Origin of the sequence: Saccharothrix hoggarensis (assembly GCF_042678885.1) — a bacterium.
Taxonomy (GTDB): domain Bacteria; phylum Actinomycetota; class Actinomycetes; order Mycobacteriales; family Pseudonocardiaceae; genus Actinosynnema; species Actinosynnema hoggarensis.
In genome coordinates, this window is record NZ_JBHTLK010000071.1 from 1 (window position 1) to 21,597 (window position 21,597).

Consider the following 21,597-nt stretch of genomic DNA (forward strand, 5'->3'; position numbering starts at 1 on the left):
GCCGCCGAGCCGCGACGCCGGAGGCGGCGCAATCCAACACAGCGAACGACCGACTTCCAGGCGGCCGAGCCGCGACGCCGGAGGCGGCGCAATCCAACACGGCGCGATCCAACACAGCAGTCACAGCAGTGCGCGAACGTGTGCTGCGACTTCCCCCGCCCTCTCCAACGGCAGCATGTGGCCCGCCCCCGGGTAGATCGTCAGCTCGGCGTGGGGCAGTTCGTCCGCCAGCACGCGCGCGTGGCGCAGTGGCGTCAGCCGGTCCTCCGTGCCCGCCAGCACGACCGACGGGACGCCGGCGAGCTCCGCCAGGGCCTTGCGCCGGTCGTGGTCGTTCAGCGAGTCGCGGAAGCCGACCATGCTCACCGGGTGGCAGCGGCCGACCATGGCCGCCGTCAGGGCGACGTGCCGCCACGACGGCCGGCGCCCGAACAGCAGCCACCGCAGCCCCGGCCGGGCGACCTCGGTGCGCTTCAGCAGCTCAGGACGCCGGAACCGGGCGATGCGGCGGTTCACCAGCTTCTCCCCCGCCAGGAACGCCCGGCCGGCGGCGCCGGGCAGGCCCAGCGTCGAACCGGCAAGTTCACCCGATGAGGTGGCGACCAGGGCGACGCCGGCGACGCGGTCGAGCAGCGAGGGGTGCTGCTCGGCCAACGCCATGATCGTCATGCCGCCCATCGAGTGCCCGGCCAGCACGATCCGGCCGGTGGGCACCCGGGCCGCGATCAGCTCGGCCAGGTCGTCCGCGCACCGCTCGATGGTGGCCGTGCCGACCGGCGCGGGCGCCGACCGGCCGTGACCGCGGTGGTCGTACCGGAGCACGCGGCCCGGCAGCCCGGCCGCGACGAGGTCCCACGACGTGTGGTCCAGCGTCCAGCCGTGCAGCAGCACGGAGGTCAGCGCGGCGTCGACCGGCCCGGTGTCCACGACGTGCAGCGCGGTGCCGTCCGACGTGACGAACCGGTGGTCGACGTCCGAGGGCGCGCCGGCGCGGCTCATCCGAGCAGGAACGACCGACGCCATGCCCGCATCCCCGGCTTGCCGACCAGGCCCACCTCGTCCAGGAACTTCATGATCCGCTCGCCCGACCAGCGGATGGTCTCCTGCCAGTGCGGGTTGCCCAGCGCGGCCTTGTGCGCCTCGTCCTCGTCCAGCCCGACGGCCGCGTAGACGTCCGGGTTGATCAGCGACCGGGTGATGAACATGGACGTGGTCGCGATGAGCCAGCGCTGGTACCCCAGCTCCTTCCTGGTCAACGTCTCCATGCCGCGCACGACCTCCTCCCGCGCGAACCGGACGTGCCGCGCCTCTTCGAGCACGTGGATGCGGTTGACCATGCGCACGAGCGGCTGCACGGACTCGTCGGCCATCGTCTCGCGCTGCAACCGGTCGAGGACCTCCTCGGCGACCAGGATCGAGCCGTAGAGCGCGGGCCCGTAGCCGATCACCGGGAGCGCCTTGCCCAGGTGGTAGACGTGCCGGCGGGGGCCGTAGGGCGGGCAGCCGATCCGCTCGACCATGCGCGCGAACATCGTGGAGTGCCGGCACTCGTCGGCGATCTCGGTCAACGCGTACTGCGCGTGCTTGGTCGTCGGGTCGGACCGGTAGACCTCCTTCAGCAGCATCTGCATCAGGAGGATCTCGAACCACAGGCCGACGCTGGCGATGCTGGCGACCTCGTGCCGGGACAGGTCGACGCGCTGGTCCGGCGACATCCGGTCCCACAGCTCGGTGCCGTAGAGGGAGCAGCGGTGCTCCGGGGTGTACCTCAACCCGTCGACGAGCGGCGCGGCCCAGTCGATGTCCACCTCGGGGTCGTAGAACTTGTCAGCCGAGGAGTTGAGCAGCCGTTCGGCGGTCTTCTCGCGGTCCGCCACCTTCAAGGTCCTCGTCATCGGGTCCCTCCCCGGATATGTGCTACTTGAGGTAACAGTTACTTCTGGTAGCGTGCTTCACATGGCTCGAACTGTCAAGGGCGGAACGGACGCCCGCCGGGAACGGTGGAAGGGGCACCGCGAGGCGCGGCGCGCCGAATTCGTGGAGGCCACCATCCGCGCCGTCGCCCAGCACGGCCCGGACGTGGGGATGGACGAGATCGCCGCCGAGGCGGGCGTCAGCAAGCCGGTGCTCTACCGGCACTTCGCCGACAAGTCGGACCTGTACCTGGCGGTCGGGCAGCGCGGCACCGAGATGCTCATGGACAAGATGGGGCCGGCCCTCGGCCACGACGGGCCGATCCGCGAGCGCATCAAGCGCATCGTCGACGCGTACCTGTCGGTGATCGAGGAGCACCCCAACCTGTACCGGTTCGTGGTGCGCAAGTCGTTCACCGACCGGCCGGTGGAGCAGGACGTCGTCACCGAGGACAAGCAGATGATCGCCAACACCCTGGCGCGCCTGCTCGGCGACTACCTGCGGGCGTTCGGCATGGACTCCGGCGGCGCCGAGCCGTGGGCGCACGCGCTGGTCGGCATGGTGCAGAACGCGGGCGACTGGTGGCTCGACCGGCAGTCGATGACGCGGGCGGGCCTCAGCGACTACCTGACCACGATCATCTGGCACGCCATCGACGGCCTGCTGCGCTCCGCGGGCGTGGAGCTGGACCCGGACGCCCCGCTGACCACCGACCTGCCCGACACCGCACGTCCCACCGCCGGACCGGCGGACGGGGCCCGGCTGCGCATCGTCAACGGCGAGGAGGCGTGATGTCCGACGAGCAGGAGCACGAGCACGACGAGGACGGGTACACCGGCGCGGCGGTGCTGGTGTTCGACGAGCGGGAGGTGCCGGTGAGCGTCGAGCTGCGCGGCTTCTTCCAACCCATCGACGGCCGCTACCACTGGTACGGCCGGGTCGGCGCGAACGACGAGGTCACCGAGCTCGTGGAGGGCGGTGCGCGGACCGCGCTGCTGCGCACCCCCGACGGCACGGCGACCGGGTCGCTCACCGACCCCGACCCCTGGCGGCGCTACCGGGTGGCGGGGACGTCCACCCCGCCGTTCCCGGTCGGCTGACCGGGGGGAGAAAACGCGGAAGGGGCACCCGATCGGGTGCCCCTTCTCGTGCCTGCTGCCGGCGGCTCGGCGCGGACGCTCAGTCGCCGGAGACGAAACCGACCCGGCGGGCGTCGCTCGGACCGATCTCCACGTAGGCGATGCGCGCCGCGGGCACCACGTAGCGGGCGCCCTTCTGGTCGACCAGCACGAGCTGCCCGGAGCCCGCCTTCAGCGCGTCCGCGACCTGCGCCTCGACCTCTTCGTGGGTGAGCCCGCTGGACACCACGAGCTCCCGCGGGCTGTCCGCGATCCCGACCCTGACCTCCACGCTGACCTCCGTGCGGCGTTGATGGCTTTCGAAGCAACCCTAGCCGAGACCGAGCGCCGACATGCGCCGCGTGTGGCTCTGCTGGAGGCGGCGGAACAGCGCCGCGATGCCGGCGAGGTCGCCCGAGCCGCGCACGATCAGCTCCGCGAGCCCGTCCCGCTCCGCCACCACGTACTGGGCCTGCGTCAACGCCTCGCCGAGCAGCCGGCGGCCCCACAGCGTCAGCCGGTCGCGCAGCTTCGGGTCGGTGTCGCAGGCGGCCTGGACTTCGCGCTCGGCGAACGCCGAGTGGCCCGTGTCGGCCAGCACGGCGAGCACGAGCTCCTTGGTCGGCTCGTCCAGCCACTCGGCGACCTCGCGGTAGAAGTCGGCCGCCAGCCCGTCGCCCACGTAGGCCTTGACCAGCGATTCCAACCACGACCGCGGCGCGGTGGAGGCGTGGAACGCGTCGAAGCCCGCGGCGAACGGCCGCATGGCCTCCTCCAGCGAGTGGCCGCGGTCGGCCAGGTACTGCTCCAGCAGCGCGTAGTGGCCGATCTCGGCCGCCGCCATCTGCGACAACGCGGCCCGACCGGCCAGCGTGGGCGCGGTCCGGGCGTCCTCGGCCATCCGGTCGAACGCCGACAGCTCGCCGTACGCGAGCGCGCCCAGCAGGTCCACGACGCCCTCGGGCACCTGGCCCGCCTGGCCCGTCACCACCGCCTGACCCGCCGCTCCATCCACTCCTGGGTCGCTCATACCGGGGAGCCTAGCCGGGTGTCCTTCGCAACACCCCAGGCACGCGTGCCGGCACCCGTGCCCGGTGTTCCAGCCCGATCGGCCTAGTCGACGGGTAGACTCGACACTTGACGCCCGGCGCGGCGCGGCCCAGTGGGGGCTCGCAGCGGTGCCGAAGGCTGAACTGCGGCGGCACCGTGCCGTCAGGAGAGGGTGCGCGCACACACCTCGCCGGCCCTTCCCGCGACCCGCCCGGCCCCTTGCGACGGCCCGGTGGCGGTGACGCGGTCGAGCGGCCCGTACAGGCCGTGGCGCGCTTGGTACGAGAGAGGCGATCATCCTGACCGCGACAAACGAAGACACCCACGTCGACCCGGTGGCGTTGGAGCACAGCGAGGCGGGGGTGCCCGCCGAGGACACGTCCCACCCGCTCGTGGCCGACGCGCCCGTCAAGCCCGACTCGCCCACGTTCGGCGAACTGGGCGTGCGCGAGGAGATCGTGCGCTCCCTGGCCGAGGCCGGCATCCACCGCACGTTCGCCATCCAGGAGCTGACCCTGCCGCTGGCGCTGGCCGGCGACGACGTCATCGGCCAGGCCCGCACGGGCACCGGCAAGACGCTGGGCTTCGGCATCCCGCTGCTCCAGCGCATCGTCACGCCCGGCGACGGCACGCCGCAGGCGCTCGTCGTCGTGCCGACGCGCGAGCTGTGCCTGCAGGTCACCCACGACCTGACCGACGCGGCGAAGCACCTCAACGTGCGCGTGCTGGCCATCTACGGCGGCCGGCCGTACGAGCCGCAGATCGCGGCGCTCCGCAAGGGCGTCGACGTGGTCGTCGGCACGCCGGGCCGCCTGCTCGACCTGGCCGAGCAGCGCCACCTGGTGCTCGGCAAGGTCCGCGGCCTGGTGCTGGACGAGGCCGACGAGATGCTCGACCTGGGCTTCCTGCCCGACATCGAGCGCATCCTGCGCATGGTGCCCGACGAGCGGCAGACCATGCTGTTCTCGGCGACCATGCCCGGCCCGATCATCACGCTGGCGCGCACGTTCCTCAACCAGCCCACGCACGTGCGGGCGGAGGAGAACGACGCGGGCGCGATCCACGAGCGCACCGAGCAGTTCGTCTACCGGGCGCACGCGCTCGACAAGTCGGAGTTGCTGGCCCGCGCGCTCCAGGCCCGCGAGCGCGGCCTGTCGATGGTCTTCACCCGCACCAAGCGCACCGCCCAGAAGGTGGCCGACGACCTGGTCGAACGCGGTTTCGCCGCGGCGGCCGTGCACGGCGACCTCGGTCAGGGCGCGCGCGAGCAGGCGTTGCGGGCGTTCCGCTCCGGCAAGATCGACGTGCTGGTGGCGACGGACGTCGCGGCCCGCGGCATCGACGTCGAGGGCGTCACGCACGTGATCAACTACCAGTGCCCCGAGGACGAGAAGACCTACGTGCACCGCATCGGCCGCACGGGTCGCGCGGGGCGCACGGGTGTCGCGGTCACGCTGGTCGACTGGGACGAGATGCCGCGCTGGAAGATGATCAGCGACGCGCTCAACCTCGGCAAGCCCGAGCCGGTGGAGACGTACTCGACGTCCGACCACCTGTTCGCCGACCTCGACATCCCGGCGGGTTCGACCGGCCGGCTGCCGCTGGGCCAGCGCACGCGCGCCGGCCTGGACGCCGAGCCCGAGGAGAACCTGAAGGGCGAGAAGAAGACGCGCAAGCGCCGGCGGACGGGACGTGCCGGCGGTGACGCGGCCCCGGCTCCGGAGACCAGCACCAGCGCGGGTAGCAGCAGCAGCACGACGGGCTCCGGCTCGGGCGAGGAAGGCGGCACGCGGCCGCGTCGCCGTCGCCGCAGCCGCGCGGGCGTCACGTCGGGCGAGAACGGCCAGAACGGCACGTCGGCCGAGGTCACGGCAGGTGCTTCGGCCACCTGGTCGACGTCGTCCGCCGCGCCGCCGGCCGAGTCCGGGCCGTCCGGTGCGGCGTCTTCGGCTGAGGGCGAGCGCCCCCGCCGGCGCAGGCGTCGCCGCACGACCGGCGCCGGCGAGACGGGCGAGTCCGCCCCCGCCGAGTAGGGGCGATCGTGGTGGGCAGCGCGGTCCGAGCGCTGCCCGGCCCGGTGGACCTCACACCGACCTGTTCCCCGTGGTGGCAGCATGTCGCAGACTGAACGCGAGAGATCACCGACCATCGGGAGCCGGGCAGTGGGCCAGCCGGAGCAGGCGGAGTCGAACGGGCAGGTCGTCCTCGACGAGGACGTGCTGGCGGAGCCCCTCGAGTCGCCGGACGACGACGACGCGGAACCGCTACCGGCCCGGTCGTTCCGCACCAGGCGCGACTTCGTCGGGCTGGCGCTCGTCCTCGTCGGCGTGCTGGTCGCGAGCCTGGTCCTGTGGCTGACCAGCGACGCGCGCAACACCACCAGCGTCACCGGCCCGTCCGAGATCACCCCGCTGCAACCGGCCACCGAGATGCCGCCGTCGCTCTCGGAGGTCTGGCGCGCGCCCAGCGGCGCGACCCCCGTCCCGGTGAACCTCGACTCGGTCGTGGTCACCGCCGACGGCGGCGAGGTCGTCGGGCACGACGCGCTCACCGGCGACGTCCGCTGGCGCTACGCCCGCGACTGGCCCCTGTGCACCGTCACCACGGCCTGGGGCCGGGTGTTCGCGGTGCACCGCAAGGACACCAACTGCTCCGAGGTCACCACCCTCGAACTCGCCTCCGGCAAGCGCGGGCCGCAGCGCAACGGCGACGCCGAGCTCGGCACGCGCCTACTGAACGAGGGCTCGCACGTGCTCACGACGGGTGAGACGTTCGTCGAGGTCTACCGCCGCGACGACCTCGTCCGCTCGCTGGAGTACGGCACGCTGCGCGCGATCGTGAACCCGGGCAAGCAGCCGCGCACCGGCTGCACCTACGGCTCGTTCGCCGTCACCGCCGGCAAGATCGCGCTGATCGAGCGCTGCCCCGCGCTCGACCCGTCCGACCGGCTCACGGTGCTGAAGCCGAACCCGGAGAAGTCCGACGAGCCGCAGGTCCTCACCACCGCCGTGATCGGGGAGAAGGGCGCCCGGGTGATCGCGGTGACCGCGACCCGCGTCGCGGTGGCCGTGCCGAACCGGATCGTGGTGTTCGACGCCGAGACCGGCTCCCTGGTCACCAGCCACCCCGTGGACGTCGGCGCGGAGGAGCTGGCGGGCGACCCGCCCGGCCGCGTCGCGTCGACGTTCACGAGCACCGCGAACGTGTACTGGTTCACCGGCTCGAAGACGGTGGCGCTGTCGCCCGCCGAGCTGAACCCGCTGTGGACGGCGAACGACACGCTCGGCCCCGGCACCACGCTCGCCGGCCGGCTGCTCGTGCCCGTGACGGACGGCCTCAAGGTGCTCGACCAGGTCACCGGCCAGGAGGTCGGCGCGATCCCGGTGGACCGCGACGGCCACACCGGGCCGGTCGAGATGGCCACCGAGGGCACCGTGGTGCTGGAACAGCGGGGCGGAACGCTCGTCGCACTGCGGTAGGCGCAGTGCGGTGGGCGCGCGGAAGTAGGCGCGCTGTCGTGGCCGCGCTGCGGTAAGGCGTCACGCGCCGGCACCCCGAGTGGGGCAGACTGCGAACGTGCACTCGCAGTTCAGCCCGCACCGCGCGGAACGCGTGGACCTGCCCGGCCGACACGGACCGATCGCCGCGCTGCGCGCGCCCGCCGCCGGCTCGGACCTCGGCGCGACCGCGTTGCTGCTGCCCGGCTACACCGGGTCCAAAGAGGACTTCGCGCCCCTGCTCGACCCGATCTCCGACGCGGGCATCGAGGTCGTGGCCGTCGACCTGCCCGGCCAGTACGAGTCCGTCGGCCCGGTGGCGGAGTCCGCCTACCGGCCGGCCGAGCTGGGCGCGGTGATGGCGGAACTGGTGGCGAAGCTGGCCGCCGAGGGCAGGCGCGTGCTGCTGCTCGGCCACTCGTTCGGCGGGCTCGTGGCCCGCGGCGCGGTGCTCGCCGGCGCGCCCGTGTCGGGGCTGACGCTGCTCGCGTCCGGCCCGTCGGAGCTGCCGCCCGGCGCCCGCCGCACCGCCCTCGACTACGGCGAGGTCGTGCTCCGCGAACAGGGCATCGAGGCGTCGCAGCAGGTCAACGAGACCCGTCAGGCGTTGCAACCGCGGTGGCGGCTCATCCCGCAGGAGCTGAAGGACTTCTACCGCGAGCGGTTCGTCCGGTCGTCGCCCGCGGGGCTGCTCGGCATGGGCTCGGCGCTGCGCACCGAACCCGACCTGGTCGCGAAGCTGGCCCGCGTCACCCGGTCGTCCGGCATCCCGTGCCTGGTGGTGTGCGGTGAGCTGGACGACGCCTGGTCGGCGGCGAGCCAGCGGGACATGGCGGAACGGCTGGACGCCGACTTCGCCGTGCTGCCGGGCGCGATGCACTCGCCCAACACCGAGGTGCCCGACGCGCTCCTGGCGACCCTGCTGCCGACCTGGCGCGCCTGGCTCTCCTGACCGGAGCACCACCCCCGCCCGGTCGGGATCAGCGGGTCAGGCCCACCAGAAGAACCACAGGACCGCCGCGGCCAGCAGCACGACCACCGCGCCGCACACCCCGACGACCCAGCCGCGGCGCCGGTCGGCCACGACCTGCGCCACCACCGCGGCGACCGCCGCCACCACGTGCCACGCCACCACGTCCAGCCCTGGCCCGGGCAGGTCCTGGCTGCCCGCGTACACCTGAACGCCGATCATCGCCAACGCCAGCAGCGCCAGGCCGACGGCAAGCGCGCCGCTGACGCCCCGCCACGCCCGGGCCGGGCGTGCTTCGCGTCTGCTGTCCACGATCGTCACCCGGCCAACTCTACGGCGCGAGCAGCGCCCACGGGTCGATCGTCGGCGCCGCCCGCTGCCCCTCCGGGCAGGAGCGGCGGAAGTCACACCACGTGCACTGGTTCCCGGTGCGCGGCGGGAACAGGATCTCCGGGTCACCGCCCGCGGCGAGGGTGTCCGTGGCGAGCGCCAACTCGTCCGCCGCCTCCTCGGCCCGCGACACGTGCCGGGCCAGGCTCTCCTCGGTGTGCTCCCACACCGCCACCGTGCCCGACGGCAGGTGGTGCAGCTCCACCCGGTAGCACGGCTTGCGCAACGTGCGGCGCGCGGCCAGCGCGTACAGCGCCAACGCCTGCGAGCCCCGCGCGTCGTCCACGGTCAGCGCGTGCCGGCCGGTCTTGTAGTCCACGATCACCAGTTCGCCGTCCCGCAGGTCGATGCGGTCGACCCGGCCCTCGGCGACGATCTTCGACGTCGGCGTGGACACCCAGCGCTCGATGCCCACCGGTTCGATCGAGGTGTCCAGCTCGGTGACGTAGTCGCGCACCCAGCCCACCGCCCGGTCCCGGTAGACGGCCGCCTGCTCGGCGTCCCGGAAGCCCTCGCTCTTCCACTGCCGGTGCAGCAACGCCACCGCCTGCTCCGGCGTGCGGCGCTCGGCGGGCAGGTCGAACAACGCCTTCAACGCGTTGTGCACCACCGCGCCGAGCGTGTTGTGCGCCCACGCCCCACCACGCGGCGGCGACGGCCGGTCGAGGTAGGCCATGCGGAAGCGGCGCGGGCAGTCGGCCCACGTGGCGAGCTTCGCCGGAGTCACCCGCACGAGCTTCTTCGGCATCGCGCCGAAGTCGAACCCCAACTGTTCCTGCACAGGTCCACGCTACCGATCTATCTGCCGCTGCTGTGCACATGGCACCGCCTCCGGCGTCGCGGCTCGGCCGCCTGGAAGTCGGCAGCTCGCGACCGATCCCGCGACGATCGAAAAGCGTGATCGCCGCGGGATGGGCCGCGAACTACCGACGCGGCCGTGCACATGGCCGCTGCTCCGCAGACGGCGGCTCGGCCGCCATGAAGTCGGCAGCTCGCACCTGATCCGCCGGCGATCGAAGAGCGTGATCACCGGCGGATGAGGTGCGAACTACCGACGCGGCCTCGCGGCGGTGGGGTGGGTGGTGGCTAGCCGACCAGGATCTTGCAGCCGGTGGCTTTGTCGGCCAGGGCTTCCAGGGCCTCGGGGGCGGTGGTCTCCGCGCCGAGCTTCACGGTCTTGTTGGTGCCGTGGTAGTCGCTGGAGCCCGTCATCACCAAGCCCAGGTCGTTCGCCAGGCCGCGCAGCCGTGCCCGCGTCCCGGGGTCGTGGTCGGGGTGGTCCACTTCCACGCCCGCCAGTCCTTGGGCGGCCAGGTCGGCTAGCACCTGGTCGGTGACGATCGGGCCGCGCGACGTGGCGAACGGGTGCGCGAGCACCGTCACCCCGCCGGCTTCGGTGATCATCTCGATGGCCCGCGCGACGGGCGTGTCGGTCCGCGGCACGTAGTACCGGCCGCCGGTCAGGTAGCGGGCGAACGCCTCGTCCACCGTGCGCACCACCCCAGCCCGGATCAACGCCATCGCGAGGTGCGGGCGGCCGGCCGGCGCGTCGGTCGGCATCGCCGCCATCAGCTCGTCGGGGTCGATGGGGAAACCGTCGTCGACCATCCGCTCGGCCATCCGGCGCAGCCGGTGCCGTCGTTCGAGCCGCAGCCGGAGCTGCTCCTCGACCAGCGCGGCCGAGGTGTGGTCGTACAGGTAGGCGAGCAGGTGGACGGTGATGACCCGACCCCGGCCGTCGTCGGAGGCGCACGACAGCTCGGCGCCACGCACCAGCCGCAGGCCGGGTGGCAGCGCGTCGGCCGCCTCCGCCCAGCCGGCGGCGGTGTCGTGGTCGGTGAGCGCGACCGCGCTCAAGCCGGCGGCGGCCGCTGCCGCCACCAGCTCCGCGGGCGTGTCGGTGCCGTCGGACTCGGTCGAGTGGGTGTGCAGGTCGATGCGCACCCTGCCAGTCTCCACTACGGCCGAGTCCGCACCACGGCCGCGCCGCGGCTACGGCACCATCTTCTTGCCGCGCGCCGCCCGCTGCGCCTTGATCATCGAGAACCGCTCGGCCTGTGCCTTCTTGTCGCCGAAGGTCAACTCCGAGATGGCGTCGTAGACCTCCTCGGGGTTCGGCAGGTACTCGATCCGGTTGAGGGCCTGGATCTGACCGGCCGACTCCACGACCAGGGTGCCGAAGCCGAACATGCGCCCGAGCACCGAGCGCTCGTAGGTCAGGTCGGTGACCTTGCTGATCGGCATCATGGCGACCTTGGTCTCGAAGACCCCCGAGGAGATCATGAACCGCTTGTCGGTGACCACGATCCGCTCCACCCACCACTCCATGACGAAGTAGGCCAGCCTGAGCAGCACGAACAGCGAGGCGTACCAGAGGATGTTCTGGATGACGCCGGCGTTGTCGGGCAGCAGGTACGAGATCATCATCGCGCCGGCGAGCAGTGCGCCGGCTTCGAGGAGATCCCAGAGCAGACTGCTCCAGTGCCTGCGTACCCGGATGACCCGACGCTCCGTGGGGAGCAGGTACTCGTCGGGATCCCGTGGTGCGAACATGCCTTCGACCTCTCGCCGTCGGGGAGGAGCCGGGCGACTCAGAACAATTGTTTCACGAAGGTGATGAGCGCCTCAGCCGCCGTCCGCAGCGTCCCCAGGATGTCCTGCACGAGCTGAGCCGCCTGCTGTGGCTCCGCGATGAGGAAGAACAGGACCAAGCCGACCCCGGCGAAAGTGAGAATCTTCTTCAGATTCACGGTGATCAACCCCGTTCGCTACCGCACCCGTTTGGCGCCAGTGAAAACCGTTGTACCGCACTCCGCGACACGTCGGGAGATTTGTACCGCACTTGGGTCAGCGTCCTGCACCGCCAACCCGGTGTGACTACGCACGGTAAGCGTGACGGCCGAACGTGAGTCTCCGATCCGCCGTGTCGGCGGCACAGTCCATGACACGAACGGGCGACTGTTACTCGCAAGAGGGAGCAATCCCCCAGGTGAGGGACTGTGGCCGTGACCGGGCGGCCGAGTTGAGCCTGGCGAATCCGACGAAACCGCAATTGTGCGGTAACTAAGGAGGGAAACGGGACTCTCCGTGACCGTCGGGGAGTTGATCAGAACCGTCACCCGTCCGGCGCCACGGGGCGTCCACGTCATCCGCGACTGCGCCTGCCAGGTGCGATCGGGTGTGGTCCGAGCGGGCGACGACGCATCGGAGGTCCGATGGGCGGACGCTGCGATCTTGGCCACACTCCCACTGGCCGAGAAGGTCCACGAGGCCCTCGGGGAGCGCGGCCGTCGCCCCCGGCGCTGATCGACTTCGCCCGATCAGGCGAGCCAGACCAACCGCTGGCCGTGCGGCGCCGTGCGCGCCAGAACCCGCGTCGACCGCGGCCCGCCGTCCTCGAACCGGGTCAGCCCCAGCACGCCGAACGCCGCCTCGCCCGGCGCGGGCCGCAGGTCGTCCCGGCCCGGCAGCACGTGCGCCAGCGCCGCGTCGTACACCTCGTGGCTCAGCCACCACAGCGGCCGGTCCAGCGCGCCCAGCGCGCGCACGAACTCCTCGCCCGACAGGTACGGCAGCACGTTGCTGGTCAGCACGACCAGCGGCAGCTCGGCGGGCAGCCGGTCGACGGCCGCGGCGAGGTCCGCCACGGCGTCGCCGACGACCAGTTCCGGCGGCGACTTCCGCTGCACGGCCGCCGCCACGCCGAACAGCCGCAGCCGCTCCGGCTGGTCCGCCCACACGCACGCCTCCAGCCACGCGTACGTGTCCTCGTCGGTCAGGTCGGCGGGCGCCCGGTCCAGCCCCACCTTCGCCGCGATCTTCACCGCCTTGGGGATCTTCGGCAGCTCCGCGCCCGGCGCCAGCTCCACCGCGCAGTGCAGCCCGAGCGCCGCCTTGGCCGGACCGGCGACGAGCTGCCCGGCCTGCTCGGTCTGGTAGCGGTAGCCGTACTGGTCGAGGCCGAGCAGGAGGCCGGCGGAACAACCGACCTCCAGCAGCGCCACCGGACCCTTGACCTGCGCGAGCGCCGGGTAGAGGAGCGCGGCGCGGCGCACCTCGTTGGTCTGCGTGGTGCGGGTGGAGATCAGCGCCCGCATCCGGTCGGCCCGTTCCAGCACGAACCGGCGGAACACCGTCCACGTGTTGACGTCCGCGCCGTACGTGCCGCCCAACGACGGGTAGTAGTTCGACAGCTCGTGGTACGGCTCGGCCTGGAGCAGCCGGTGCGCCGCCGCCAGGAACAGGGTCGCGTGGGCGAACCGCTCCGGGGCGGCGGTCAGCAGACCGGCGACCTCCGGATCGTCGGCGGCGTGCGCGGCCAGGTGCTCGTAGAGCGGGGAGACGCCGCGCGCCTCCTCCCGGGCGAACCCGGCCAGTCGTTGCCGCACCAGATCCAGCGGGGTCACGTCACTCCTTCGTCCAACCGCCGGTTCAGCCGGCGGACGGTTCGGGCCTTCCCGGCTGCTCGCCACCGCGCGCCTCGCCGTAGGACCGCTTCGGCACCATCACCTTGCGGCGGAACACGCAGACGACCGTTCCATCCTGCTTGTACCCGCGGGTCTCGACGTACACGACACCGCGGTCGTCCTTGGACTTGGACGGCGTCTTGTCCAGCACCTCGGTCTCACCGTAGATGGTGTCGCCGTGGAAGGTCGGCTTGATGTGCTTGAGCGACTCGACCTCGAGGTTGGCGATGGCCTTGCCCGACACGTCCGGCACGGACATGCCCAGCAGCAGGGAGTAGATGTAGTTGCCGACGACGACGTTCTTGCCGAAGTCGGTGGTCTCCGCCGCGTAGTGCGCGTCCATGTGCAACGGGTGGTGGTTCATGGTCAGGAGGCAGAACAGGTGGTCGTCGTACTCGGTGACCGTCTTCCCGGGCCAGTGCTTGTAGACCGCGCCGACCTCGAACTCCTCGTAGTAACGCCCGAACTGCACCGCACGCCTCCGTTGGCTGGTGTTCCGTGTGATCGAGGTCCACCCCGACCGGGACGACAGTGTGAGCACCGGGGGAGTACCCTCGGCAACCGGTCTGTGAGCGACTACACCGCCGCGGACAACCGACCCCGAGGAGGTGAGGACTACCGATGAGTAACGACCCCCATCCTGCGAGTACCTCGCGCGTCCTCATCGGGGAGCCGGCTCTCACCAGCTAGGCCCAGCGGTACCGGTCGGGGACGTGCCGTCGTCGTTCGTCGATGTCGACGCCCCTGAACCGGAGGTCACCCGTGCCCAGCCTGCCCTCGCTCGGCGGCCTGAGAGGCCGCACGCCCGAACGCCCGTCCGTGCCCGTCCCCGTGCCGCTGTCGCACTACGTCGTGGACTGCGGCGTCTACGTCGACGGCAAGCGCCTGCCCGGCCGGTGGTCGCACACGGACGCGGTGGACGAGGTGCGCAAGCGCGGCGACGGCTTCGTCTGGATCGGGCTGCACGAGCCGGACGAGACGCAGATCCAGGGCATCGCCGACACGTTCGGGCTGCACGAGCTGGCCGTCGAGGACGCCGTGCACGCCCACCAGCGGCCCAAGCTGGAGCGCTACGACAACACGCTGTTCATGGTGCTCAAGACCGTGCGGTACGTGCAGAACGCGTCGCCCGACACGGCCAACGAGATCGTGGAGAGCGGCGAGGTCATGGTGTTCCTCGGCCGCGACTTCGTGGTGACGGTGCGGCACGGCAACCACTCCGGGCTGGCCGCCGTGCGGCGGGAGCTGGAGGAGGAGCCCGACCGGCTGCGCCACGGGCCGGCCGCGGTGCTGTACTCCATCGCCGACCACGTGGTCGACAACTACCTCGACGTGACCGACCACATCGAGGACGACATCGACCAGATGGAGGCGCTGGTCTTCCAGCCGCGCAGCCGGGTCAGCGCCGACCAGATCTACCTGATGAAGCGCGAGGTGCTGGAGCTGCGCCGCGCGGTGATGCCGCTGGCCGTGCCGCTGCGGCGGTTGGCGGAGGGCTACACGCCGCTGATCCCCGAGCAGGTGCGCTCGTACTTCCGCGACGTGGACGACCACCTCACCGAGGTGTCCGAACGCGTCATCAACTTCGACGAGCTGCTGACGACGCTGGTCAACGCCGTGCTGGCGAAGATCACGCTCCAGCAGAACTCCGACATGCGCAAGCTCGCCGCGTGGGTGGCGATCATCTCCGTGCCGACCATGGGCGTCGGCGTGTACGGCATGAACTTCGACTACATGCCGGAACTGCACTGGCGCTACGGCTACCCCCTGGTGATGGCCGTGATCCTCGTGGTCTGCCTGACGCTGTACCGAATATTCCGCCGGAACCAATGGCTCTGAGTCCGCTCAACCGCCCTTCTTCCGCGACGGAGTGTTCCGACATGACGAGGATGTTCACCAACCTGCGGTTCTGGATCGTCACGTTCCTCATCGGCTGGCTGGCCACCGTGACCCTGCTGATCGCCAACGGTGCTTGATCGCCGCTGCTCCGCGGACGGCGGCTCGGTCGCCCGGGAGTCGCGACCTCGCGGGCGCCGAACCCTCAGGTCCAGGGCGCGGTGTCCCACGTGAACGGGATGCCGTGGCCCGCGCCCGAGCCCAGGCGCAGCGAGACACCGGCGGGCCAGAGCTTCAGCAGGAGCTGGAACTCGTACGGGTCGGTCCGGTGGGTGCGGCGGGGTTCGTAGACGAGCAGCGCCAGCGGCGCCTGCGGGGTGGCGCGGGCGGCGGCGTCGGCGAGGATCGCGCGGCCCATCGCCCGGTCCGCCGGCGACGCGTACTGCCAGACCACCGAGTGCCACACGACGGTCAGCACGTCCCGCTCCGGCTGGGCCAGCTGGTCGGCCAGCCACTCGGGGCCGGTCGCCCGCTGGACCGGCACGGGGTCGAGGCGCGCGAGGTCGATCGCCGCCTGGAGGCGCCGGAACCGGTGGAGCTGGTCGGCCCAGACGAACGACGACAGGTGCAGCCGCCCGTCCTCGGTCGTCACGTCCACCGGGTCGAGGTCGCAGCCCGCGCGCCGGACCAGGCGCAGGGGGTGGCGGACGTCGACGGGCGGGCGGCCGGTCCACTTCGGGTCCAGCTCGAACGGGCTGCCGGGGTCGCCCGCCGCCACGCCGTCCACGACGTACGCGATGCGGTGCGGGCGCAGGTTCAGGCCGCCCGACGCGCCCACCTCGAGGAGCCGGACGGGGAACGTCGCCCGCCGGCCCGCCTCGGCGGCGGCCAGGTGGGTCGCGGTCTGGAGCCCGCCGAACAGGGGCGCGCTGCGGCCCGGCTCGTTGGTCTGCACGACCGTGGACGTGACCAGGAAGCGCAGTTCGTCGGCGTGCTCCTCCAGCACGGGCAGCGCGTCGTCCCACAGCCTGCCGAGATCGGGTTCGCCACCCACCGTCGGGTAGTGCCGGGCCAGCGCGGGCGCGCGCCCTTCGAGGACGAGCCGGTGCAGCGCGCCCGCGAACCGCAGGCCCGGCACGGTGCCGTGGCGGTCGCACTGGGCGCCCGCCATCACCCGCGCGGTGACGCCGCCGCGGGTCAGGTCGTCCGCCGCCGACACCAGCAGGGTGTGGGTGAGCGGGCTGTGGACCCGGCAGGCGCGCGACGCGTCGAGGAACAGCTCGGCGAGCACGGCACTGACGCTAACCCGATTTCCCTTGTGGGGCAGGAGGAGGACGGCGGGTTTCACCCCTTTCGCCGGCGAGGTGTCGCCGTCGGCCGAAGCGCTTAGGCTCGATGGATGCCGAAGGTGCTCGCGGTGGCCGACGAGGTCGTCGAGCAGCTGTGGACCGAGCAGGTGCGGCGGCACGACGTCGACCTCGTCGTGGCCGCGGGCGACCTGCCGTTCGACTACCTGGAGTTCCTGGCGAACGCGCTGGACCGGCCGTGCGTGTTCGTGCCCGGGAACCACGACGTCGACCTGACCGGTTATGCCAACGTGCGCGGCCTGTGGACGAAGGCGGGCATCCCCGCGCGGTGGCCCGGCCCGGCGGGCGCCGTGAACGCGGACGAGCGCGTGGTGGACGTCGCCGGGCTGCGGATCGCGGGACTCGGCGGGTCGATCCGGTACAGCGGCGGGCCGAACCAGTGGACCGAGCGGCAGCAGGCGCGGCGGCTGCGGCGGGTGCTGCGGACGGCCCAGTGGCGGCGGCTGCGGGACGGGCGCGGCGTCGACGTGCTGCTCACGCACTCGCCGCCGCTGGGCTGCGGTGACGAGCCGGACCCGCCGCACCGCGGGTTCGCGTGCCTGCACGACGCCGTGCGGCGGCTGCGGCCACCGCTCATGCTGCACGGGCACATCCACCCGCACGGCGCCGTGAAGGAGGACCGCGCGCTGGGCTCGACCCGCGTGGTGAACGTGGTGGGGTACCGGGTGCTGGACATCCCGGCCGACGACGGAGAGGGGGCGCGTCGTGCGCCGTGACACGGGTTTTCCGCAGGCCGACGCGGAGAACGACTTCCTGCGCGCACGTCGCCGGCAGGTGATGTCCCGGCTGTCGACGTGGCTGCGGCGCGAGCCGGACGACGTGAACATCACGCTGCCGTTCCACGAGGTCGTGGAGGCGCTGGGGATGCTCAGCGAACGGCGGCTGGGGCTGCGGACGATCCGGCTGGACTCGATCGTGGGCAGCGTGGACCGGACCCGTGACTTCGACCGCCGGTTCCGGCCGACGTCCGCGCGGGTGCGCGAGCGGTGGCAGCGGTTGGCGCTGGCCCAGCGGCGCGGCGAGCCCGTGCCGCCCATCGAGGTGTACCGGGTCGGCGACCTGCACTTCGTCCAGGACGGGCACCACCGGGTGTCGGTGGCGCACGCGTTGGGGCTGGAGGTCATCGACGCGTACGTGACGGAGGTCGTCACGCGGATCTCGGCGCACGGCATCCGGCACCGCGGCGACCTGATCGTGAAGGACTACCGGCGGCTGTTCCTGGAACGGGTGCCGTTGAGCGGGCAGGCGCGGGTGGCCGTGGTGCTGTCGGACCCGTGGGACTACGCCGGGCTGGGCGAGCACGTGGAGGCGTGGGGTTTCCGGCTGATGCAGGACGAGGGCGTGCTCATGGACCGGGCGACGATCGCGAAGCGCTGGTACGAGGAGGAGTACGTGCCGGTGGTGGGGATGCTGCGGCAGGCGGACCTGGTCGGCGACCGGACGGAGACCGAGGCGTACCTGTGGGTCGCCGCCGAGCGGTACCGCCTGATCCGCACGCACCGGTGGGACCAGGACGTCATCTCCACCCTCCGCTCGCGGACCCGGTGACGGCTACCGCTGGCTCTCCAGCCTCGGCAGGGGCCGGGCCTGGTCCATCACCCGGTCCGTGTAGCTGTCGAGCAGCCGCGTCGCGACCTGCTGGCCGTACCCGAGGATGACGGCCCACAGCAGCAGCGCCGCCTGCGACGCGACGCCGATGAGGCCGGTCGTCACGCCCGCGCCGAGCGCCAGGATGCCCACCACGGCCAGCGCGGCGCCCAGCAGCACCTTGATCAGGGCCTGGTAGCCGACCATGACGTACGGCGACAGGCTCGGCCGCCGGCGCAGGAGCAGCACGACGGCCGACAGCACCGCGCCGAACGCCCCGAGCACCTGCACGAGCCACACGTCCGTGCTCGCCGCGCCCTTGCCCGACGGGCACACCGTCGGCAGCTTCTCGGAGCCGACGCACATCGGGATCAGCCCCGGCTTCACCAGCCCGACGACGCCCAGCACGGTGTTGACGACGAACAGCACGGCGGAGGCGGCGATCAGCTTGTTCCGCAGCGCCCGCGACCCGGCGTGGGCGAAGTCGGACGCGTCGAACGCCGCCCGCAGCGCGTCCACGACGAGTTCCCGCTCGACGGCCAGCGGGTGCTCCCCCGGCCGCATCTCCTCCAGCGCGACGCGGCGCGGGTCGTGCTCGTGCAGGTTCTCGGCGACCCGTGCCTTGAGCCCCGGCAGCCGGCCCTGGAACCCGTTGCCGGCGGCCACGACCGCGATCTCCGCCTCGTGCACGGACCGCCAGGCGCGTTCGATGTGCCAGCCGGACCACCACGACGCCACCGTGCGCCACCGCGACTCCGTGCGGGTGATCATGTCCTCGACGACGGCGGCCTCCTGCTCGGCGACCGCCCGCCACTGCCGGCTCTCCAGGTCGAGGGGGTCGGGCGGTCCGAGCGCCGCGAGGTCGGCCCGGACGCGGTCCAGCCGCGACTGCACCACCAGCCGCCAGTCCGTGACACGAGGTGTGCGTGCGCCCATGTCCAGCATCGTGGCACCGGGTACCGACACCAAAGCGATCACCCGAAGGAGTGACCGGCGCGGAATCCGTTGGCAGACAGGTGATCCGCGGCCTCTCGGAGGGGAAGTGCCCACGCGAGGCGGCACTTCCCCGCGGCCGTCACGCCGTCCGGCCGGGCTCCACGAGCTCGCGCAGCCGCGGCGGCATGCGCTTCTCCAGGCCGAACGGTTCGAGGTGGGCTTGCAGGACGCCGTCGAAGGCCCGCTTCACGGAGGTGGTGTCCCAGGCGTCGCTCTCCAGGATCGGCTGCTTGAAGTACGGGTAGCCGACCAGGTGCAGCTGCCGGCCGTTGCACCGGACCACCTGGCCGGTGATGCCGTCGGCCGCGTCGCTGAGCAGGAACAGCACCAGCGGCGCGACCTTGCCGGGGGTGCGGTCGGCCGGGATGGCGCGCAGGGACCGCTCGGACTTCCACACCATCCGGGTGTGCGCGACCGGGCAGACCGCGTTGACCCGGATGTTGTCGCCCTCCAGGTCCAGCGCCCACGACGAGCTGAGCGACGCCACGGCGCCCTTGGTGGCGGAGTAGGTGGCGAGTTTGCGCTGACCGAGAAACGCGCCTGACGAAATGTTGACGATGGAACCGGAACCCTGCTCGCGCATCACGCGCATCGCCGCCATTCCGGTGAATATGACCCCCAGGAGGTTCACCTCGACGATGCGCCGGATCGATTCCGGGTCGTCCTCCCACGGCACTGTCTCGTAGTTCAGCCCGGCGTTGTTCACCAGGCCGTCGACCCGGCCGAACTCCGCCTGGCACATTCCCACGATCTTCTCGGCCTCGCTGGGATCGGCCACGGTGTGCGTGCTCGCCACGGCGCGCCCGCCGTACGACCTGATGTGCTCGGCCACCTGTTCTGCCTGGTCAGCGTCCACGTCGTTGACCACGACCGCCGCACCGGCCTGCGCCGCGTGCATCGCGTAGGCCTCGCCCAACCCACGCCCCGCCCCGGTGATCACGACTGCTTTTCCGTCAAGGATCCCCATCTCGCGCTCTTCTCTGTGCTCGGCGGACTCCCCTGCCCCGGCCCTTTACGGCCGGAGTCGTCACCGCCTTCGACCAGCGTGGGGATCGGCGGGAGTGACGGCGCGACAATTGCGGCGAGTTGCGTTCCTGCTGCGCTGAATGGCCTATGGAGTTCGTCCCCGCTGATGCTCCGGACTGGTCGGCAACGCGCCGCGACGTGCGCCGAAATGCCGGAGGGCCGCCCCGACGTGCGCGGGACGGCCCTCCGGGGTGTCGCTCAGCCGCGGTAGGTGAGGTTGCGGCCGCTGTCCGGGTCGAACAGCTGCACCTTGTCCGGGTCGAACCAGATCTCGGCCGGCTCGCCCTCGGTCGCGGTGGACGTCGCCGAGATCCGGGCGACCAGGGACACGCCGCCGCCCGGCACGTCGGCGCTGCCCGCGTCGGCGGCGAGCTCGGCCAGTTCCGCCGACGTCGCCTGTTCACCCGAGAGGCTGAAGTAGGCGAACTTGTCCGACCCCATCGACTCCAGCACGTCGACCTGGTTGGTGAAGCTGACCCCGGTCGAGCGAACGTGGTCTTCCACCAACCGGGCGTCCTCGAAGTGCTCCGGCCGCAGCCCCATGATCACCTCACGGGGTGCGTCGGCGCTCTCCAGCAGCCCGCGCACCCGGTCGGTGAGCGGCACGTCGCCGAGCGCCGCGCGCAACGTGCCGTGCTCCAGCGCGGCGGGCACGAAGTTCATCGCGGGCGAGCCGATGAACCCGGCGACGAACAGGTTGGCCGGGTTGTCGTAGAGGAACTGCGGCGCGCCGATCTGCTGCACCGCGCCGCCCCGCATCACCACCACCCGGTCGCCGAGGGTCATCGCCTCGGTCTGGTCGTGCGTCACGTAGACGGTGGTGGTGCCGAGCTGCTTCTGCAGCCGCGACACCGACGTGCGCATCTGCACGCGCAGCTTCGCGTCCAGGTTGGACAGGGGCTCGTCCATCAGGAACGCCTTGGGGCTGCGCACGATCGCGCGTCCCATCGCGACCCGCTGCCGCTGCCCGCCGGACAGGTTGGACGGCTTGCGGTCCAGGTGCTGGGTCAGGTCGAGGATCTGCGCGGCCTCCCGGACCTTCTTCTCCACCGTGGCGTCGTCCACCTTGGCCAGCCGCAGCGGGAAGGCCATGTTCTCCTTCACGGTCATGTGCGGGTAGAGCGCGTAGGACTGGAACACCATCGCGATGTCGCGGTCCTTGGGCGCGCGCTCGTTGACCCGCTCGCCGCCGATGCGCAGCTCGCCGGACGTGATGTCCTCCAGGCCCGCGATCATGTTGAGGGTCGTGGACTTCCCGCAGCCCGACGGGCCGACCAGGATGATGAACTCGCCGTCGGCGATCTCGATGTCCACGTCCCGCACGGCCACCGCGCCGTCGGGGTACTGCTTGGTCACGTTGTCCAGAACGATCTCGGCCAT

At 71.9% G+C, this 21,597-nt stretch carries 23 protein-coding genes; 8 read left to right on the plus strand and 15 right to left on the minus strand.

Translation table 11 applies throughout. From position 1 onward, the window contains the following. Positions 1 to 120: 120 nt before the first annotated feature. Together ACFQ3T_RS15870 and ACFQ3T_RS15875 are read right to left on the minus strand one after the other, a co-directional pair. Complete coding sequence (locus ACFQ3T_RS15870) at positions 121 to 1,023, minus strand: alpha/beta fold hydrolase (RefSeq protein WP_380724029.1); 903 nt, start codon at positions 1,021 to 1,023, stop codon at positions 121 to 123. Then, positions 996 to 1,895, minus strand: coding sequence for an AurF N-oxygenase family protein (locus ACFQ3T_RS15875; protein WP_380724030.1), 900 nt, complete (start codon positions 1,893 to 1,895; stop codon positions 996 to 998). The genes ACFQ3T_RS15870 and ACFQ3T_RS15875 overlap by 28 nt, the downstream gene beginning before the upstream one ends. Before the next feature lie 61 nt (positions 1,896 to 1,956). Between ACFQ3T_RS15875 and ACFQ3T_RS15880 the strand changes: the two genes are divergently transcribed. Next, positions 1,957 to 2,706 carry a TetR/AcrR family transcriptional regulator gene (locus tag ACFQ3T_RS15880; protein WP_380724031.1) on the plus strand — a complete coding sequence of 250 codons (750 nt, stop codon included), beginning with the start codon at positions 1,957 to 1,959 and terminating at the stop codon, positions 2,704 to 2,706. Continuing rightward, complete coding sequence (locus ACFQ3T_RS15885; protein ID WP_380724032.1) at positions 2,706 to 3,014, plus strand: DUF4873 domain-containing protein; 309 nt, start codon at positions 2,706 to 2,708, stop codon at positions 3,012 to 3,014. Before ACFQ3T_RS15880 ends, ACFQ3T_RS15885 begins: the two co-directional genes overlap by 1 nt. Before the next feature lie 79 nt (positions 3,015 to 3,093). On the opposite strand, the gene ACFQ3T_RS15890 is transcribed toward ACFQ3T_RS15885, so the two are convergent. Continuing rightward, complete coding sequence (locus tag ACFQ3T_RS15890) at positions 3,094 to 3,324, minus strand: DUF3107 domain-containing protein (RefSeq protein ID WP_380724033.1); 231 nt, start codon at positions 3,322 to 3,324, stop codon at positions 3,094 to 3,096. Between the two features lie 39 nt (positions 3,325 to 3,363). Next, entirely contained in the window at positions 3,364 to 4,062 is a 699-nt protein-coding gene (locus ACFQ3T_RS15895; protein ID WP_380724034.1) for a ferritin-like fold-containing protein, read from the minus strand. 355 nt (positions 4,063 to 4,417) lie between these two features. Here ACFQ3T_RS15895 and ACFQ3T_RS15900 point away from each other — a divergent pair, with 355 nt between their 5' ends. The 3 genes from ACFQ3T_RS15900 (at position 4,418) to ACFQ3T_RS15910 (ending at position 8,531) form a co-directional block, all read left to right on the plus strand. Next, positions 4,418 to 6,115, plus strand: a complete 1,698-nt coding sequence (locus ACFQ3T_RS15900) for a DEAD/DEAH box helicase (RefSeq protein ID WP_380724035.1) — start codon at positions 4,418 to 4,420, stop codon at positions 6,113 to 6,115. An 81-nt stretch (positions 6,116 to 6,196) separates the two neighbouring features. Next, positions 6,197 to 7,561, plus strand: a complete 1,365-nt coding sequence (locus tag ACFQ3T_RS15905) for an Rv3212 family protein (RefSeq protein WP_380724036.1) — start codon at positions 6,197 to 6,199, stop codon at positions 7,559 to 7,561. A 97-nt stretch (positions 7,562 to 7,658) separates the two neighbouring features. Beyond that, the gene (locus tag ACFQ3T_RS15910; protein WP_380724037.1) at positions 7,659 to 8,531 is read left to right on the plus strand and encodes an alpha/beta fold hydrolase; all 873 of its coding nucleotides are present in this window, start codon (positions 7,659 to 7,661) and stop codon (positions 8,529 to 8,531) included. Positions 8,532 to 8,567: 36 nt separating this feature from the next. Here the strand turns inward: ACFQ3T_RS15910 and ACFQ3T_RS15915 are convergent, their stop codons facing one another. The 7 genes from ACFQ3T_RS15915 to ACFQ3T_RS15945 all read right to left on the minus strand — a co-directional run bounded on the left by ACFQ3T_RS15915 (position 8,568) and on the right by ACFQ3T_RS15945 (position 13,910). Further along, positions 8,568 to 8,870 (minus strand): hypothetical protein, encoded by a 303-nt coding sequence (locus ACFQ3T_RS15915; protein ID WP_380724038.1) that lies wholly within the window; start codon positions 8,868 to 8,870, stop codon positions 8,568 to 8,570. A gap of 10 nt (positions 8,871 to 8,880) precedes the next feature. Continuing rightward, a complete protein-coding gene (locus tag ACFQ3T_RS15920) occupies positions 8,881 to 9,720 on the minus strand; it encodes a RecB family exonuclease (protein ID WP_380724039.1) in 840 nt (279 codons plus the stop codon). A gap of 305 nt (positions 9,721 to 10,025) precedes the next feature. Then, the gene (locus ACFQ3T_RS15925; RefSeq protein ID WP_380724040.1) at positions 10,026 to 10,883 is read right to left on the minus strand and encodes a PHP domain-containing protein; all 858 of its coding nucleotides are present in this window, start codon (positions 10,881 to 10,883) and stop codon (positions 10,026 to 10,028) included. 48 nt (positions 10,884 to 10,931) lie between these two features. Next, a complete protein-coding gene (locus ACFQ3T_RS15930) occupies positions 10,932 to 11,492 on the minus strand; it encodes a PH domain-containing protein (protein ID WP_380724041.1) in 561 nt (186 codons plus the stop codon). Positions 11,493 to 11,530: 38 nt separating this feature from the next. Beyond that, complete coding sequence (locus ACFQ3T_RS15935) at positions 11,531 to 11,689, minus strand: hypothetical protein (protein WP_380724042.1); 159 nt, start codon at positions 11,687 to 11,689, stop codon at positions 11,531 to 11,533. A gap of 570 nt (positions 11,690 to 12,259) precedes the next feature. Beyond that, complete coding sequence (locus ACFQ3T_RS15940) at positions 12,260 to 13,345, minus strand: DUF2332 domain-containing protein (RefSeq protein WP_380724043.1); 1,086 nt, start codon at positions 13,343 to 13,345, stop codon at positions 12,260 to 12,262. 25 nt (positions 13,346 to 13,370) lie between these two features. Further along, complete coding sequence (locus tag ACFQ3T_RS15945; RefSeq protein ID WP_380724059.1) at positions 13,371 to 13,910, minus strand: MaoC family dehydratase; 540 nt, start codon at positions 13,908 to 13,910, stop codon at positions 13,371 to 13,373. A gap of 257 nt (positions 13,911 to 14,167) precedes the next feature. On the opposite strand from ACFQ3T_RS15945, the gene corA reads away from it, so the two are divergent. Beyond that, a complete protein-coding gene (gene corA / locus ACFQ3T_RS15950; protein ID WP_380724044.1) occupies positions 14,168 to 15,244 on the plus strand; it encodes a magnesium/cobalt transporter CorA in 1,077 nt (358 codons plus the stop codon). Positions 15,245 to 15,446: 202 nt separating this feature from the next. On the opposite strand, the gene ACFQ3T_RS15955 is transcribed toward corA, so the two are convergent. Beyond that, positions 15,447 to 16,532: a DUF2332 domain-containing protein gene (locus tag ACFQ3T_RS15955; RefSeq protein WP_380724045.1), complete on the minus strand. Its 1,086-nt coding sequence runs from the start codon at positions 16,530 to 16,532 to the stop codon at positions 15,447 to 15,449. 108 nt (positions 16,533 to 16,640) lie between these two features. On the opposite strand from ACFQ3T_RS15955, the gene ACFQ3T_RS15960 reads away from it, so the two are divergent. Both ACFQ3T_RS15960 and ACFQ3T_RS15965 read left to right on the plus strand, forming a co-directional pair. Further along, on the plus strand, positions 16,641 to 17,324 hold the full coding sequence (locus tag ACFQ3T_RS15960; protein WP_380724046.1) for a metallophosphoesterase family protein: 684 nt from the start codon (positions 16,641 to 16,643) through the stop codon (positions 17,322 to 17,324). Next, a complete protein-coding gene (locus ACFQ3T_RS15965) occupies positions 17,314 to 18,156 on the plus strand; it encodes a chromosome partitioning protein ParB (RefSeq protein ID WP_380724047.1) in 843 nt (280 codons plus the stop codon). Before ACFQ3T_RS15960 ends, ACFQ3T_RS15965 begins: the two co-directional genes overlap by 11 nt. A 3-nt stretch (positions 18,157 to 18,159) precedes the next feature. Here the strand turns inward: ACFQ3T_RS15965 and ACFQ3T_RS15970 are convergent, their stop codons facing one another. From ACFQ3T_RS15970 to ACFQ3T_RS15980, 3 genes are all read right to left on the minus strand, one after another. Next, positions 18,160 to 19,131 (minus strand): hypothetical protein, encoded by a 972-nt coding sequence (locus tag ACFQ3T_RS15970; RefSeq protein WP_380724048.1) that lies wholly within the window; start codon positions 19,129 to 19,131, stop codon positions 18,160 to 18,162. Between the two features lie 139 nt (positions 19,132 to 19,270). Beyond that, positions 19,271 to 20,158, minus strand: coding sequence for an SDR family NAD(P)-dependent oxidoreductase (locus tag ACFQ3T_RS15975; protein WP_380724049.1), 888 nt, complete (start codon positions 20,156 to 20,158; stop codon positions 19,271 to 19,273). A gap of 257 nt (positions 20,159 to 20,415) precedes the next feature. Then, entirely contained in the window at positions 20,416 to 21,597 is a 1,182-nt protein-coding gene (locus ACFQ3T_RS15980; protein ID WP_380724050.1) for an ABC transporter ATP-binding protein, read from the minus strand.

Bases quoted from the DNA above. Each gene is read 5' to 3' on its own strand.
- ACFQ3T_RS15870 (WP_380724029.1), bottom strand. From the start codon at position 1,023: ATGGCGTCGGTCGTTCCTGCTCGGATGAGCCGCGCCGGCGCGCCCTCG.
- ACFQ3T_RS15905 (WP_380724036.1), top strand. From the start codon at position 6,197: ATGTCGCAGACTGAACGCGAGAGATCACCGACCATCGGGAGCCGGGCA.
- ACFQ3T_RS15930 (WP_380724041.1), bottom strand. From the start codon at position 11,492: ATGTTCGCACCACGGGATCCCGACGAGTACCTGCTCCCCACGGAGCGT.
- ACFQ3T_RS15975 (WP_380724049.1), bottom strand. From the start codon at position 20,158: ATGGGGATCCTTGACGGAAAAGCAGTCGTGATCACCGGGGCGGGGCGT.
- ACFQ3T_RS15970 (WP_380724048.1), bottom strand. From the start codon at position 19,131: ATGGGCGCACGCACACCTCGTGTCACGGACTGGCGGCTGGTGGTGCAG.
- ACFQ3T_RS15980 (WP_380724050.1), bottom strand. From the start codon at position 21,597: ATGGCCGAGATCGTTCTGGACAACGTGACCAAGCAGTACCCCGACGGC.
- ACFQ3T_RS15875 (WP_380724030.1), bottom strand. From the start codon at position 1,895: ATGACGAGGACCTTGAAGGTGGCGGACCGCGAGAAGACCGCCGAACGG.
- ACFQ3T_RS15960 (WP_380724046.1), top strand. From the start codon at position 16,641: ATGCCGAAGGTGCTCGCGGTGGCCGACGAGGTCGTCGAGCAGCTGTGG.
- ACFQ3T_RS15880 (WP_380724031.1), top strand. From the start codon at position 1,957: ATGGCTCGAACTGTCAAGGGCGGAACGGACGCCCGCCGGGAACGGTGG.
- ACFQ3T_RS15885 (WP_380724032.1), top strand. From the start codon at position 2,706: ATGTCCGACGAGCAGGAGCACGAGCACGACGAGGACGGGTACACCGGC.
- ACFQ3T_RS15895 (WP_380724034.1), bottom strand. From the start codon at position 4,062: ATGAGCGACCCAGGAGTGGATGGAGCGGCGGGTCAGGCGGTGGTGACG.